At 37.3% G+C, this 16,311-nt stretch carries 12 protein-coding genes and 1 tRNA gene; 9 read left to right on the top strand and 4 right to left on the bottom strand.

Translation table 11 applies throughout. From position 1 onward, the window contains the following. The first annotated feature begins 353 nt into the window (after positions 1–353). The 4 genes from LN893_RS11265 (at position 354) to LN893_RS11250 (ending at position 5,699) form a co-directional block, all read left to right on the top strand. Positions 354–2,531: a PAS domain-containing sensor histidine kinase gene (locus LN893_RS11265; protein ID WP_229969967.1), complete on the top strand. Its 2,178-nt coding sequence runs from the start codon at positions 354–356 to the stop codon at positions 2,529–2,531. Between the two features lie 724 nt (positions 2,532–3,255). Next, entirely contained in the window at positions 3,256–3,480 is a 225-nt protein-coding gene (locus tag LN893_RS11260; RefSeq protein ID WP_229969965.1) for a hypothetical protein, read from the top strand. Positions 3,481–4,038: 558 nt separating this feature from the next. Continuing rightward, a complete protein-coding gene (locus tag LN893_RS11255) occupies positions 4,039–5,238 on the top strand; it encodes a tyrosine-type recombinase/integrase (protein WP_229969964.1) in 1,200 nt (399 codons plus the stop codon). A 2-nt stretch (positions 5,239–5,240) separates the two neighbouring features. Next, positions 5,241–5,699, top strand: coding sequence for a helix-turn-helix domain-containing protein (locus LN893_RS11250; RefSeq protein WP_229969963.1), 459 nt, complete (start codon positions 5,241–5,243; stop codon positions 5,697–5,699). A gap of 194 nt (positions 5,700–5,893) precedes the next feature. Here the strand turns inward: LN893_RS11250 and LN893_RS11245 are convergent, their stop codons facing one another. The 4 genes from LN893_RS11245 to LN893_RS11230 all read right to left on the bottom strand — a co-directional run bounded on the left by LN893_RS11245 (position 5,894) and on the right by LN893_RS11230 (position 10,496). Then, positions 5,894–7,240 carry a hypothetical protein gene (locus LN893_RS11245; RefSeq protein ID WP_229969961.1) on the bottom strand — a complete coding sequence of 449 codons (1,347 nt, stop codon included), beginning with the start codon at positions 7,238–7,240 and terminating at the stop codon, positions 5,894–5,896. Positions 7,241–7,749: 509 nt separating this feature from the next. Then, complete coding sequence (locus LN893_RS11240) at positions 7,750–8,709, bottom strand: DNA-methyltransferase (protein WP_229969959.1); 960 nt, start codon at positions 8,707–8,709, stop codon at positions 7,750–7,752. A gap of 19 nt (positions 8,710–8,728) precedes the next feature. Continuing rightward, positions 8,729–10,096: a restriction endonuclease gene (locus LN893_RS11235; RefSeq protein ID WP_229969957.1), complete on the bottom strand. Its 1,368-nt coding sequence runs from the start codon at positions 10,094–10,096 to the stop codon at positions 8,729–8,731. 326 nt (positions 10,097–10,422) lie between these two features. Continuing rightward, positions 10,423–10,496 (bottom strand) — tRNA-Met (locus LN893_RS11230). Positions 10,497–10,632: 136 nt separating this feature from the next. On the opposite strand from LN893_RS11230, the gene LN893_RS11225 reads away from it, so the two are divergent. The 5 genes from LN893_RS11225 (at position 10,633) to LN893_RS11205 (ending at position 16,274) form a co-directional block, all read left to right on the top strand. Beyond that, positions 10,633–11,037 (top strand): START-like domain-containing protein, encoded by a 405-nt coding sequence (locus LN893_RS11225; protein WP_255709991.1) that lies wholly within the window; start codon positions 10,633–10,635, stop codon positions 11,035–11,037. Positions 11,038–11,140: 103 nt separating this feature from the next. Next, a complete protein-coding gene (locus LN893_RS11220) occupies positions 11,141–12,553 on the top strand; it encodes an LptF/LptG family permease (RefSeq protein ID WP_229969955.1) in 1,413 nt (470 codons plus the stop codon). 118 nt (positions 12,554–12,671) lie between these two features. Beyond that, positions 12,672–12,947 (top strand): 30S ribosomal protein S15, encoded by a 276-nt coding sequence (gene rpsO, locus LN893_RS11215; protein ID WP_229969953.1) that lies wholly within the window; start codon positions 12,672–12,674, stop codon positions 12,945–12,947. A 135-nt stretch (positions 12,948–13,082) separates the two neighbouring features. Continuing rightward, on the top strand, positions 13,083–15,224 hold the full coding sequence (gene pnp, locus LN893_RS11210) for a polyribonucleotide nucleotidyltransferase (RefSeq protein ID WP_229969952.1): 2,142 nt from the start codon (positions 13,083–13,085) through the stop codon (positions 15,222–15,224). Positions 15,225–15,410: 186 nt separating this feature from the next. Further along, positions 15,411–16,274, top strand: coding sequence for a sigma-70 family RNA polymerase sigma factor (locus tag LN893_RS11205; protein WP_229969951.1), 864 nt, complete (start codon positions 15,411–15,413; stop codon positions 16,272–16,274). Positions 16,275–16,311 lie beyond the last annotated feature (37 nt).

Raw genomic sequence — 16,311 nt, 5'->3', positions numbered from 1 at the left:
AAGATTTACAGTATTCTGTGGCTTTAACAGTTTCTTTAGTCTCATTTGTTCAAAAAACTAAGTTTCGCACTTTTAATCTGAACTATAATTTGCAGATAAAAGTTATAACATCCAATTTATTTGGCTTTCACTCAGTTATGGAAGTTATACTATGAGCATCTGATTTTTTTCTGCTCGTCAAGAAGTTTTATAGGCTTTATCTTATAATTTAAAGACATTTTAGATGATTCTGTCGGTATAAGTATCGCTATTACAAATATATTGCTCAGTATTAATACACAATTTGTAATTTGAACTGTCTGATGTTATCGAGTACAGGTGCCTACCAAGGTGGCGCAAACTTAATTAAATAAATGACTCCCGACTTCTACAAAGCCATCGTCAAAAACAGCTCCGATATGGTTGCCATTTTTGACCAAAGTGGTGTCTATACTTATTCAAGTGATTCAACAGAGTTTATACTTGGTTACAAACCCGAAAATCTTGTTGGTAAGAGTGTGTTCAGCTTAGTTCATTCTGAGGAACTGGCCTACACCCTTGCGACTTTTGAAGAGGTGCTCAGGGGGAAAGATTTGAAGATGTCTTACATACGTTTTCAGGCAAAAGATGGAGGTTGGCGCTGGTTAGACTGTGTAGTGACTAATTTGCTGGGTAATGAGCATGTAAATGGTATAGTAGTAAACTGCAGAGATGTGACTGAAAAAGTGAAGCGGCAGAGAGTTTCTGAAGAATCTCAGGCCATTTATAAGTCACACTTTCAAAACAACCCTGACGCAGTATTTACACTCGATTTGGAAGGTTGTTTTCTTACCATTAACCCAGGTACATTAGAGGTAACAGGCTATACTGAAGAAGAGGTAGTTGGGACACACTTTAGCTTTTTTGTAAATGATGTTTATAAGGCTTTGGCTTTAGCTACTTTTCAGAAAGCACTTACAGGTGAGGCAGAAAACATCAAGCTGAAAATAACAGCCAAAGATGGTGTGGTTAAAGATTTGGCTTTAACTATTTTCCCTGTTATGCTTCATGGTCTGGTGCACGGGGTGCATGGAATAGCAAAAGATATCACTTTTGTGCAGCAGGCAGATGAGTTAATCAAGCAGCAGGCTCAAAAGCTAGATAATGTTCTAGGAAGTATTTCTGAGGCTTTTTTCTCTATAAACAAAGAATGGAGAATAACATATGTTAACTCTGTTTTTTCTGATTTCTTAGGGCTGCCAACTCCAGAGTTACTTGGTCAGCTTATTTGTGAGAAGTTTCCTGATTTACATCATACATTGCTTCTCAGACAGTGTGAAGCAGCAATGTGTGACGGAGTCGGGGCAACATTTGATGAGTATTTACCAAATCTAAACCAGACATTTAATTTTACACTCTACCCTTCAGCTGACGGCTTGGCCATTTATTTTAGAGATGTTACTTTAGAAAAGAGGGCTGAAAAGGAAATAGAGAAGCTATCGTTAGTAGCCAGCAAAGCAACAAACGGTATTATAATTACGGGTGCTACAGGAGATGTAGAATGGGCAAATGAAGGCTTATCCAGGCTTATAGGATACAGCCTCTATGAATTACAAGGATTGAATCCTTTGAAAGTCTTGCATGGCAAAAGAACAGATGTAAACACTGTAGATGCATTCAATTCCTGTATTGCGGAAGGGAAGCCGTTTTCTGGGGAACTGCTGCATTACAAAAATACAGGGGAGGAGGTATGGTTTAAATTTGATGTTTCTCCTGTATTTGATGAAACTGATAAGCTAGTCAGGTTTGTGATTATCCTGACTGATATTACCGACAGAAAAAAAGTCGAGGCTGACTTGATACAGTTAAAGGATGATTTGCACATCCAAAACCGTAACCTCCAGCAGTTTACATATATTACCTCACATAATTTAAGAGCTCCTGTAGCAAACCTTATTGGCCTTACTAGTCTGGTTAAAAAGCTAGACTCTGGTTCCGAAGCATTTAAAACGGTAGTTGAGCATATTAGTCGCTCTACATTGCAATTAGACTCTACGCTCAGAGATCTTAATACCATGTTGGCATATACCCCAGCCCCCTCGCAAAGTATAATTGCCCGTGAGCCTGTTTTAGTTGAAGGAGTTTTGAAAGAGGTGCTTGGAACCATTACTCCGCTGCATACAACCATAGGGCAAGATCTAACATTTTCTGTGACTGGTGAAGAAAAGCTTTATACCAACAGGACCTATCTGTATGGCATACTGCTTAACCTGATCACAAACTGTGTTAAGTTTAAGTCACCAGCTAGGCCCTTACAGGTTCAGGTAAAGCTTATAAATACCCCAGCAGAGTGCAGATTAGAAATAAGCGACAATGGGTTGGGAATGGATATGGAGAAAGCTAGCTCTCATCTATTTCAGCTCTATAAAAGATTTCACCAAGGTATAAAAGGTAAAGGCTTGGGCTTATTTCTTGTTAAAACCCAGGTAGAGTCATTGGGCGGGGAAATATGCGTAGAGAGTATAGTTGATGTTGGCACCACGTTCCGACTTCACTTTAGGGACAGACATTAATAACATTTTCATCATCTTACAAAGTATAGGGTCAATCCTTCGTTAGCCAGAACTTTGCTACGAGGTGATGCTCTGTGGCTCCTAACCCGTATTTCGTAATGTAAACATCCCAAGGTGCTGACAGAAGATAATTTTACTTAACCTATCATCAAAAAGCGCCTCTGTCTCCTGTACAAAAGGGGTAAATAATCTTGCCTATACTCGAAGGTGTGTCGATTAGCAGCCCGTCTGTTACTGCTTATGTAGCAGTAACAGACGGGCTGCACTCACTTTTAAAGAGTATGGGCTTAGCTTAAGCAAAAGCTTATGCAGCATAATCTAGAGTAGTTTTGGCTGTTTCCAGATGGCGTATATTATATATATATTCTAATATTTTTGCTTTTGTGGTATGTCTTTAAAAGATCTTTTCAAAAGTGATTTTAGATTTAAAGCAATATTTAATATTTATATAGTTGTAGATTTTTGTGTTAATTAACTTCATAAGCAGTTCGGGTGCTTATTTTATAGATTCCTTTTGCTATAATTGTTACAAAGTTTGCTTAAAAATAATATGTCTTAACAAGTTGTATATTAGTTGTTTAAAATAAATGGTGGTCAACTGAAATTTCTTAAGTAGCTTTAAAAGTAAATTAAATATAAGTTTTGTATAAATAGTGTAACTAAATATTTTGTTTTTAGTATTATTGAGTAAATACATCCTAAACTATCTCAATAATATCAAATCATGAAAAAAATAGCTACTCTTCTTTTTGCCTTACTTCTTATAGGTGCTAGTGCTCCTGAGACTTTTGCAGCAGAAATGTCAGCATTAGAAATTAGTAAGGACTTAGGCAACATTTTCTCTTCCGATGGTGGAAGGAATTACAAAAAGTATAACAAGAGAAAAAAAACTATCCTTAGAAGGAACAGACATAAACAAAGGAAGTTTAACCGTAGCTGCGCAGCATAGAGCTAAGGTTTAGTTATCATTTGGCAGTGTTTGCAACTAGTTTGCTGCGGGTGCAGCAGGGGCATTGCCTGTACTTGTATTGAATCTTAATCACTGATAAGGAGTTAAGAGGAGGCAACTGGTTTAGATAAATAACCGAACCCTGTTTAAAATTGGGGCGTGGGCTTTTGTGGGGATAGGCTAAGTTCTTTAAATTCCTGACCTACAATCAACAAAACCACAACATAAGCCCTTCCTGTTTTACATGATTTGTGTTTGTGCTGAAGTGATTTAGGAAGATGAAGGAAGCGACAAGGGCTAGGTATGAGTATTTTTAAGCAATCTCTATATAAAGCTAATGAGAAGGAGTCTTTGACTCCTTTTTTTATTGGCAAAAAAGAAGGCTTGCAAGTGATACTTGCAAGCCTTTCAGTAGCGGGGAGCAGAATAACACCCTATTTAGAATGCGTTTAAATTTTGCGTATCAAGAACTTAATTAAGGTTTTAGCATTGGGTTTTACATTAATTGACATATATTGAGTTAGCAAATAGTTAGCACTACTCTAAATATATCTAAAAATGAATGTAAGACTGATGTTGCAGAAGACTAAGCCAAACAGAGCAGGCTTATGTGTTATTTATGTTGAAGTTTCAATTAATCCCAAAGGAGGTAAGAAAGAAATCATTCGCATTCCGACTGGTGAGAAAGTTCCACCTAAATATTGGGGTAGAAAACAAGAAGTGACAGCAGGTTATGCAGGCTATAGTGACATAAATAATGCTATAATCAAGAAAAAGCTTGAGGTACAGCAGGTCATAAGAGAAAAAGATGGAGCTACTCTTACTGATATAAAGTTAGAGTTTGAAAAGCGAACAAACATAGAGCCTGAGGCAACACTTATACAGTTATTTGAACAGTATAAGGCTTTCAAAAGTAAGAGCCTTACAGAAAACGGTATGAAAAATATCGTTGGCCTATATAATACACTTGTTGATTTTGAGGAAGAAACAAAGAAGACATTATATCCTAAGAGTTTAGATGTTAAGTTCTATGATGAATTTTGCTCATTTTGCAGAAAGAAACAGAGTAACAACACTATCTATAAGCGAACCGAAATTTTTAGGATATTCTTAAATTACCTGACTGAAAGAGGTTTAAATGATAATCTTACTTATAAAAAATGGCAGTTACCTAAAACTGTTTCAACGCAAATCATAACTTTAACTAAATCTGAATTAGATGCTCTGTTTGTTTTAGAGACAACCAATAATAGGATTGATAATGCTCGTGACCTATTCGTTTTCTTATGCTCAACTGGTCTTAGATTTAGTGATGCTTTGAGCATTAAGCCACACCATGTAGTAAATGGGCACATTAGACATAGAGCAAGTAAAACTCAAGAGATAGTATCAATTCCGTTGAATAAGTATTCTAAGGCAATTCTTGAGAAACATGGAAATGATATAACACCCCTCAGTATTTCCAACCAAAAATTTAATGAAGCAATCAAAGATGCTTGTCGTGCTGCTGGCATTACAGAGGTGGTGGCAATGCATAAGTTAAAAGGTGGTAAGGTCGAGGATGAAGCTAAAGAAAAGTGCGAGCTTATTAGCAGCCATGCTGGACGTAGAACTTTTGCATCATTATCGTTAGAGCTTGGTATCAGACAGGATGTTGTAATGGCAATGACAGGGCACAGAGACTATAGAAGCTTCAAAAAGTACGTTGAGCATAGTAATCGTATTAAGGAAGCTGAAATGGATAAATGGAATCTATAACGATGCAAAAGTTATTTCACCATCAGAAGTATAACGAAGCCCTATTCCCAAGAGTAGGGCTAATCGTTGAATTCCAGTATGAAACGCAGTTACTTGGGTATGTATCAAGTTTCTTTGATGGCTATTTTAAAGGTAGTGCAGTTGATTATATTGAAAACCTAAGGCATTTAGGAATTATCAAAACTGTTGTTAGGTCAAGCTTTCTCAATGAGGCTGAGAGTATTCACTTTACCCTTGATTGTCACTATTTATTGCAACATCTTGGGCTTATTGAGAATACTAAGACCGAAGACAATCTTCAGCTTTATACTATTCAGGAGGTTGCTAAGATTTTGGCTGTGACAAGACAAACAGTTTATAATCTTATCAACTTAGGTTATTTTAACCCAATTCAATTAAAGGGTATTAAAGGTCAGCGTATAGCTCAATCTGATATTAGACAGTATCTCAATAACAAATAAAGTGTCAAATGTTAAGGGGTTGTGTTACCAGTTAGTATATTTTTAACCATAGAGCGTAATAGGTGGCTGTAAGTCTTATTATTATTCTTACTGAATTGAATTAGTTCTTTATACATCCCTTCTGTTATTCTAAATCTTATTGTTTTATCTTTTCTTGTAACTCTGTTCATATTAATAAATACTGTAATATAATTTTATTGTAGCTCTATTCTTGTTGAAGTAGTAAATAGCTGTGATATTTTAGAGACAGAGAGTATAGTCTTTTGTGATGGGGCATCAAATATCTTAAACTCGATTTCTCTCCTTCTTTGCTCTATTTGAGCCGTTATTGCATTTACTTTATGTTGTTTAATATAGCTTTTCGTAAGTTTCCTGTATAGATTTCTGTTAGTTTCATTTACCTCAGCACTATTAGCAATAGTCCTTAATTTAGCATCAACTAAACTATGTTTTCTGTTAGAGATGAAATCTTTGATAGTCTCAATTAGTGTTTCAGCACCACCCTCAATAAATATATATAAGAGTGATTTGAAGCGTTCTCTTATTTTATAAGGTGTAAGGTCAGGTAAGATGGTATCGTTTATCTGAGGCTTTCTAAATGGCATCAACGGTATATTATTAAAGTTAATAAGGTTAAATGTTTTATAAACCAGTTTGCCATATTTATCCTTCTTAGCTTCATGTACTTTCATTGCCCTAAATCTTAGCATCTCTTCAGCATGTGTTCTGAAAACTGACCAAAGTATTTCTGGTGCTGTTAAGTCTTCTATACCAATATTTTTATCACACATATAGCTATTGTTCATTCTTAGCTCTATACGCTGTATTGGTTTAGTAACATCCATGCCAAGGGCTTTATAATAGGCAAGTTTATACTGTTGATTGGGGTACTTCTCTATATGTGCAGATTTATTATAACCTGCAATTGTTTTACCTGAGGAATTTTTGCTACCAATATTAATAGTTGAGCTATTGTTATGTATGCTAATAAATGCTTTACCTAAATGCATATAGTCATAGCCTTCTTTTATAAACTTATTGCTTTTAGTAACAATATACTGGAGCCTGTCAAACACATTATAACTATCAAATGCAATCTCCACTTCTGCTAAGTCATGATGGTTAAGATTTAATGCATCAAGTATTCTTGGATAATAATATTGCCAGTCAGCCTCATAAAATACACTATTTACAAATTCAAGCTTCACATACTCTTTAGAGTTATTTCTGTAGCCATCTGTAAAGAGGTTTGCTACATAATAGTTATCATAGTAAAGGTTAAATGCATGTGAGTAATGTGTTTCCTTACGCCCAAGTTTATCTAAGTAATTCCACTCTTGATGTAATATTATACTCTTGTTTATTAGGTATTTATCATCCTTCCTTATATAGTCTCTATCAAGTATGCACTTAGTAAGTAGAGGGTGATTGTTTTTGCTTATTGAGTATGTTGCTAATCTGTCGAGGGTTATAGTGTATTGGTTTTCGCATCCTAAACCTTCATTATTAATATGGTCGGTAACCTGTTGTTGTATATTCATTGTCAATTTTTATTACTGGCACTAACCTCTCTATTACCATGAGCTATGATTTTAAAATAGGTTAGTTATATATTATTTTATAATAAATACTGTAGCCACAGTTTTTCTATTATACCAATAATATGTTTTAAAAGCGACAATTAAAAACTGTAGAAAATTTTTTAATTTTTTTTCCAACAATGTAGATATGTAGGGGCTTGGATTGGATTCTCAATGCCAAAAATTGTACAGGTCATATATCTGTACTTCCCCGTAAATGAGGGGGTGGGGTAGGAGGCGTGGGTAAACAAAGGATACGCCCCCCGAGGGGTAAACGTGCCAAAAGGTTTGATATTTGAGCTTTATATTTTAAGGTTTTTTTTGCTGGTTCTACTAATACATATTAGGCTTTATTGCATTTACATGTAGGTTATGATGGTAGTATTGGAACTTGAGTTTGCTTAAAATTTGGCGATAACATTAGTATTGGAACCAATAAAAAAGCTGGCCTTTTGAGCCAGCTTAATTACCTAAATGTTTAAATCCAATTGAGTATTATTAGGTTCTGCTTCATCTACAATCAACTCAGGAAATCTAAATATACTACCTTCAAGATAATCTTGGTTAAGCTCTACAGATAGCCAATGACGATTGAGTTCTTCTGCTGAAGAACCTGTTGTATTAGAACCTCCAAAGGGTTCAAATACTATATCGTTTTCATCAGTTAAGAACTTTATAAAGAAATCAGAGAAACCTTTAGGGAATCTTGCTGGATGGGGTTTAATACCTGCTGCTTTGCATCGCTGCATATATGAAGAGTTTGATTCGGTATTTGCTAACTCAAGCAAATTAGCAGGAATTGCACCTTCATTGTTCTTGCTAAAGTTATCAGATATATCATGTCCACTTGGTCTTAGCTTTGCTTTATATCCATTCTTTAACAAGCTCTTCATGCTATCGCTATATTCCTTAAGCACATTCCTGTTTGATGCTTTTGGGAACTCAGTCTTAGAGAGCCACCATACCACGTTAACAGAATCTTTTACTCGAATTCTTCTTACTGTTACCCATTCAGCAGGTGCTGGCAATCTTGATGGATTGTAATGGTAGAATTCTTGAGCTAAGAAGAAGTTTAGCTCTTTTACCATTCGTACAAGTAATTCAAACTGATAAACAGACCTTGTGGGGTACCCAGGAAGATAGGCTCCACCTAAGTCAATTACTAAAGAACCATCAGGAGCTAAGATTCTATAAAACTCTCTTGCAAAGTTCATAAACCAATCTACATATTCATCAGCACTCTTATTGCCATATTCCTTTTTTCTTGTTAATGCAAAGGGTGGCGATGTAAGAATTAGGTTTACAGAGTTATCCTGCATTTTGCTCATTACTTCAAAACTATCGCCTAAAACAGCAGTACCTTTTTCAGTATCGTAGAATGTATTTACCCCTTCAGTATTGTTAAACAATGGTAATAATTCATTAATCATAATAGTGTATTATAAAATATTAGCTTCTGCTCAATTCCTTCCTTGCAAATACAGCTTTAGCTTTCTGATTTAATATCTCAATTATAGCTGTATTGTCTTTTTCTATCAACTTTATATCTTTTCCATCAAGTAGTATCAGATAATACCTTGAGTGGTTCAGTACTTCTTCTGCATACTGGTGGGCATCTCTTGTAAAGTTGCTGGTAGTAACTACCATAACAACATCTGCTTTTGTTAAAAAGGTTAGTCCAATTTCTTTAGCAACAACTTCTACGCTAACAGGGCTAACAGTATTTTTACACTGTATTTGCCATCTGTTATAAACTATTTTATCACTGGCAGCAAGCACATCAACTTCAGCACCACCTGTTTCTTTATCTCTTTTTCGCCATTGAGTGAATTTTAGGTCTAATATTCTAATAAGCCATATAGCTAATAACTCTAATGCTTCACCTTTAATATAAGTATTAGTATGGGAGAGGTCTTTTACTACTTCAGCAAAAGGTTTATTTAGGGATAATAAAGTATGGCCTGTTACCTCCGATAATTGCTTTATTAGAGGCTCTAATAATTCATTAACCCCTTTAGGAGTTAATTTAACTTGATGTGATTTTGCACCTCTACCACCTGTTGATTTAAGAGTCTCAATTAATCCTAAATCTGCTAATGGCTCTAAAACTTCCTTTACTAACGATTTAGAAGTTAGTCTTATCTTATATATGTTTCTTGTATGGCTTGCTATTGCACTTGCTGTTGTAAAACTTACTGCTCCTAAGGAAAGCATTGACATTAAAAAATACTTTTGCTGGTTATCAAGTTTGTAAAGTTCATCAATTAGATGTTTGTCTAACCCCAACAAACTGTTTACAACACTCCAATCAATATGATATGAGCTTTTATCTGAAAAAACACCTGCCCTATACAGCCAAGCTTTCATGGTGCTTACATATGTGCAGGAAGTTGAGATTTTATAACCAGCATCAATTAATTCGTAGTTGATGTCTTCTAACTGTAAAGCCTCACCACGAGCATGCATTGCATCAATAGCTTTAAGTAGATTTAATCCTTCTACATTAGCTAATATATGTTTCGCAAATATGATATACCTGTTAGCATCATTAGCTTCGCTTTTTATAGTGTCAAATATATCTGTTGTACTATAGCTGCTTCCTGTATCGTTGATTAATCCGTAGCTCTTAATACTAAGAACACAGTTCATTGCCATCTTCCCTTTATTGGCTCCACGACTACTGCTAAAGTATGTGTTGCCTATTTCCTCAGTTAGGTTCTTTTTGTCGCCTTTGTTAGCTTCAATAATCCTAATAAGTTCTGACCACGTTATTTTATCAGGTGAGAACTGGTCACCATACGGGAATCTCTTTTCCATCTCAGATTTATTCTTAGTATCTCAGGAAGTAAAGCCGAAATTAACTAAACTATCGCACTTGGTGGTAAATATTAAGAGATAATCTTTAATTATTATATATAATGGAATTCAGGTTGATTATCTTAAATTAGTAGCTAATGAACCAGTATAAGAGGTGGTTATCACTCTTATTTATATGGGTTAATTCTCTTGAGTATTTAAAAACAGGTATCCATCAAATCTTAATTAAGACAAGGGCTATTTTTGAAGATTAGTTAGCGAATAGTTAGCAAAAACAAAAAACCCGTTGTAAGTGATTGACCTACAACGGGTTTCTGTTTTGTATGTAGCGGGGAGCAGAATCGAACTGCCGACCTCAGGGTTATGAATCCTGCGCTCTAACCATCTGAGCTACCCCGCCGAATTGTGGTGCAAATATAGGGTAATGTTTTTTAAATGCACAATAGTTCTTCAAGAAAAAAAATATTTAATTTTCTAGATGTTTAAAAATCAGAATATAATATGTATAATTACCCATACACTTAGAACATTCAATTATGATGAGAGATACGAAGACCAAATTTGTTCGGGAATTTCCGATCAATGCTTCGGCAAAACTATTATACCCTTATCTAAGTAGTGCCAGTGGTTTAGCCCAGTGGTTTTGCGACGACGTAAAAATAGATGAGGACAAGGTATACAACTTTATTTGGGATGGCCGCTCTCATTTTGCCGAAATGACAAGTATTCGTACCAACCGCTCTGTTAGGTTTAATTTTCTGGATGACAACAAATCTCATGTTTCAGATCCTGCTTATATCGATCTTAGCATCGAGTCCAGCGAACTAACCCAGGAACTCTTTCTGAGAATAGTAGATTATACTGAAGAAGAGGATCACGAAGAATTGGAAGAGCTTTGGGACAACCTAGTGCAAAATCTGAGAGAAAAAGTAGGCGGTTAGTACTTAATCTTCTGTAGCCGCTTATCTTTGCACGATTTTTGGGTACTTTGTGTTTACAGTTAGCATAAAGTAACCATTATGACCTAAGGCCTTATTGGCGCACATGAAAAAATTAGATAAGCTTATTATTAAGTCGTTCGTCGGCCCGTTCTTGCTCACGTTTGCTGTAGTTGAGTTTATATTGCTCACGCAGTATATGCTGAAGTACCTGGATGAATTAGTTGGTAAAGATCTGGGCGCGGAGGTGTTTGGTGAACTTCTTTTTTATTTTAGCCTTAATATGGCTCCAGTGGCACTCCCTCTTGCTGTGTTGCTTTCGTCGCTCATGACTTTCGGCACAATGGGAGAACACCATGAGCTTACCGCCATCAAAACATCTGGTATTGCTTTGCCCCGCATATTGCGCCCAGTTTTTATACTGGTTGTGTTGCTAAGTGTTGGCGCTTTTTATTTCAACAATCAAATAGTTCCTAAGGCTAACCTTAAAGCATATAGCTTGCTGTGGGACATACGCCAGAAGAAGCCAGCCATGAACTTTAAAGAAGGCGCTTTCTACAATGGGCTTCCTGGGTATAGCATTAAAATAAATGAAAAGCTGGAGGATGGTACAACCCTTCGCGATATCATGATTTATGATCATACCAAAGGAGGAGCGAATACAACTGTTATTCTGGCAGATTCTGGTAAAATGTACTCTTCTTTAAACGACACCTATCTTATATTGGAGCTTTTTAAGGGAAATACGTATGTAGACCAGAGCAACTCTAGTTATAGAAGTTCTTCGGAACAGTTTGTGAGACAGAATTTTAAAGAAAGTAAAATTGCTATCAGCCTTGCGTCTTTTAATTTTGAACGTACGAAAGAAGAATACTTCTCAGACAGTAAAATGATGAAGAATGTGCATCAGTTGAATACGATCACAGATTCATTACATAGGCATAGCAATAGAGAGGTGGAGCTTTTTCCGCTCAGTCTGGACCCTTTTTACATGTACTTTAAAGCTGACACGAGCAAAGTGAAAAATGGCTTAAAGGTAGCTGGTAAAGAAATAGAGCGAGAACTTCCTGCATATACTCCTGAAACTATGGGTTTAGCTCTCAATAAAGCGCGTAACATTAAAAGTTATACAAATGGTTATGCAGAGAGGATAAAGGCAATTATTCGTGATGCTAACAACTACGAGATAGAAATTTGGAGAAAGTACACGCAGTCTGCCGCTATACTCGTTATGTTTCTGATAGGCGCGCCTTTGGGTGCCATCATCAAAAAAGGAGGTCTTGGGGTTCCAGTTATTATTTCCATTGTCTTCTTTATAGTAATGTATGTATTGGCTATACTAGGAGAGAAGTGGGCGCGCGAAGGTTTGGTGGAAGTAGGAGCTGGTATGTGGGGCGCAAACCTGATATTGTTACCCATAGGTTTGTTTTTCCTGTACCAGGCACGCAACGACTCAAGCTTATTAGAGGTCGACTTTTGGCAGAAGTTGATATCTCGCTTCCGAAAAAGCGGGATGTAAGGACTTTGATTTAAATTTGAGGGCGAAATTATTTTAACCTAAAGATAATTATTCTTATCTTTGCGGCTTATATAGCTGTATCTACCTATAAAACACGATTGATATTTTATTATACGCAATGAAATTAACTACTGAAGCGAAACAAGAAATTTTTGAAAAGTACAGCCTAAGCAAGTCTAAGACTGACACTGGATCATCAGAAGCTCAGATCGCGCTGTTCACAACACGCATCGCAGATCTTACAGAGCACCTGAAGGTTCATAAGAAAGATTATGGCACCCGCCTTGGTCTTTTGAAACTGGTAGGTAAGAGAAGAAGATTACTTAACTACCTGCTGAAAAACGATATTGAAAGATACAGAGCAATCATTGGAGAGCTAGGTATCAGAAAGTAAGCTTATTATAATTAGGGAATTCATACAGGAATTCCCTAATCTTTTTCTACTTACCTCATTCTTCCTCCTTGCCAGTACCGACAGCAGTTACAAAGGGTAGCGCTGTCTTTTTGATGCTATAAACGATACAAGAAGATGTCACAGAACGCGATTATTAAAACCATTACACTCCCTGATGGCAGGGAAATCATTATTGAAACTGGTAAACTAGCAAAGCAGGCCGATGGCTCTGTAGTTGTTAGAATGGGAAACACGATGCTTTTAGCAGCAGTGGTTTCGAACAAAGATGCTCGAGAAGGAGTAGATTTCTTGCCTCTTTCTGTAGACTATCAGGAAAAATTTGCCTCTTCTGGTAAAATACCTGGAGGTTTCCTGAAAAGAGAAGCCAGACTTTCTGACTACGAAGTGCTGGTATCACGCTTGGTAGACCGTATTTTACGCCCAATGTTCCCTGGCGACTACCATGCGGAAACTCAAATGACAATAAACTTAATCTCTGCAGACACAGAGGTTATGCCTGATGCACTTGCTGCTTTGGCTGCTTCAGCCGCACTTGCTGTATCTGATATTCCATTTAACGGTCCTATTTCTGAAGTAAGAGTAGCCCGTATAGACGGACAACTAGTAATTAACCCGAACGCTTCTGACCTTTCAAGAGCCGACATCGATATGATGGTTGGTGCTTCTGCAGATAGTGTTGCCATGGTGGAAGGCGAAATGAGCGAAGTTTCTGAAGCAGAAATGCTAGAAGCTATTCAGTTTGCGCATGCTGCTATCAAAGTACAATGCCAGGCGCAGGTAGAACTTGCTGAATTGGTTGGCAAAACTCAGAAACGTGTATATTCTCACGAGACACACGATGAAGAGCTTCGCCAAAAAGTGTACGCAGCCACTTACGACAAAGCGTATGCAGTTGCTAAACGCGGCAGTGCTAACAAAACTGAGCGTAAAGAAGGTTTTGCAGCTGTTGTAAACGAGTTTATAGAGTCTCTAGGCGAAGACCATGGTTATGACCTTGGCCTGATCAAGACTTATTACCATGATGTAGAGAAGGAAGCTGTACGTAACATGATCATGGACGAGCGTGTTCGTCTGGATGGCCGTCAGCTTGATGAGATCCGTCCAATCTGGTCTGAAATCAACTACCTGCCTGCTACACACGGTTCAGCTATCTTTACAAGAGGCGAAACACAGTCTTTAACAACTATAACACTCGGTACCAAACTGGATGAGCAGTTAATTGACAGTGCGATGGTATCTGGTACAAATAAATTCTTGTTGCACTACAACTTCCCTGCATATTCTACAGGTGAGGTGAAGCCAAACAGAGGGCCTGGCCGTCGTGAGATCGGGCATGGTAACCTTGCCTTGAGAGCCTTAAAGAAAGTGCTTCCGCCAGAGTCTGAAAACCCATATACAATCCGTATCGTTTCTGACATCCTAGAATCTAACGGTTCATCTTCTATGGCTACGGTTTGTGCTGGTAGCTTAGCCCTGATGGATGCTGGTATTCCTATTAAGAGTGCCGTTTCTGGTATAGCTATGGGCCTTATCACAGATGTTGCATCTGGTAAGTTTGCCGTGCTTTCTGATATATTAGGTGACGAAGACCACTTAGGTGATATGGACTTTAAGGTAACTGGTACCAAAGATGGTATCACTGCTTGCCAGATGGACATAAAAGTACAAGGATTATCGTATGAGGTGTTGAGCCAGGCTCTTGAGCAGGCAAAAGCAGGTCGTGCGCATATCCTGAACGAAATGTCTAAGACTATCTCGGCTCCTAATGCAGATTACAAACCTCATACGCCACGTTCATACAATATTGTTATCGATAAAGAATTTATTGGTGCAGTGATAGGGCCAGGCGGTAAAGTAATCCAGCAGATCCAGAAAGACACTGGTGCTACTGTCATTATCGAAGAGAAAAATGAGAAAGGCCATGTGAACATCTTTGCTAGCAACCAAGAGTCTATGGACAGCGCAATTTCTAAAATTAAAGGAATTGTAGCCCAGCCAGAGGTTGGCGAAACATACATCGGTAAAGTTAAGTCTATTCAGCCTTACGGTGCCTTCGTAGAGTTTATGCCAGGTAAAGATGGCTTACTGCACATTTCAGAAATCAAGCACGAACGCTTAGAAACAATGGATGGTGTGCTGGAGATTGGAGAAGAAGTAAAAGTGAAACTGATTGATGTAGATAAGAAAACAGGTAAGTTTAAGCTTTCTCGCAAAGCTGCTTTGCCTAAAACTGATGCTACACAGCAAAACCAATAGGGTATAACTTTTTGCTGCAGTATAAGTTATAATTAAACTTGTGCTGCAGCAGAAGTAATAAAAACCAACGGCTCCCAAATTCTTGACTTTATTTAAGAGAACTAAGAACTTTGCGCGTTCTTGTGATGTTAACACACCGAGCCTAAAAATAACATTATAAAATTTAAGTCTTAATATTATACTCTGATGAGACAACTCAAGATAAGCAAACAGATTACGAACCGTGAAAGCCAATCGCTGGATAAGTATTTACAGGAGATTGGTAAAGTTGATTTGCTTACACCAGACGAGGAAGTTTCGTTAGCACAGAGGATAAAAGAAGGAGATCAGTTTGCACTTGAGAAATTAACCAAAGCGAACCTTCGCTTTGTGGTGTCGGTGGCAAAGCAGTACCAAAACCAAGGCCTATCTTTAGGCGACCTTATTAATGAAGGTAACTTAGGTTTGATTAAAGCTGCCAAGCGTTTCGACGAAACAAGAGGTTTTAAATTCATTTCTTACGCAGTGTGGTGGATTCGTCAGTCCATTCTGCAGGCTTTGGCTGAGCAGTCGCGTATTGTACGTTTGCCGCTAAACCGAGTAGGTTCTTTGAACAAAATCTCAAAGTCTTTCTCAGAGCTGGAACAAAAGTTTGAGCGTGAGCCATCTCCAGAAGAGATTGCTGAAGTGCTGGAACTTACTACTGCAGAAGTAGTAGATACTCTTAAAATATCTGGTCGCCACGTATCCGTGGATGCACCTTTTGTGCAGGGCGAAGAAAACCGTTTACTAGATGTGCTTGAGAACGAAGACGAAGAGTCTCCTGACACAGGTTTGATGACAGATTCGCTTCGTAAAGAAGTACAACGTGCCCTTTCTACACTTACTAAGCGTGAGGCTGATGTTATTTCTTTATACTTTGGCCTTAACGGCGAACATTCTCTTACTTTGGAAGAAATAGGAGAGAAATTTAACCTGACACGTGAGCGTGTACGCCAAATTAAAGAAAAAGCAATTAGAAGGTTACGTCATACATCTAGAAGTAAAGCTTTAAAACCATATTTAGGTTAAGTAATAGCTTTGTAAATATAGCCTGGCTGCAAAGTCA

Origin of the sequence: Pontibacter harenae (assembly GCF_020907245.1) — a bacterium.
Lineage (GTDB): Bacteria > Bacteroidota > Bacteroidia > Cytophagales > Hymenobacteraceae > Pontibacter > Pontibacter harenae.
This window is presented reverse-complemented; position numbering and strand designations above follow the sequence as displayed.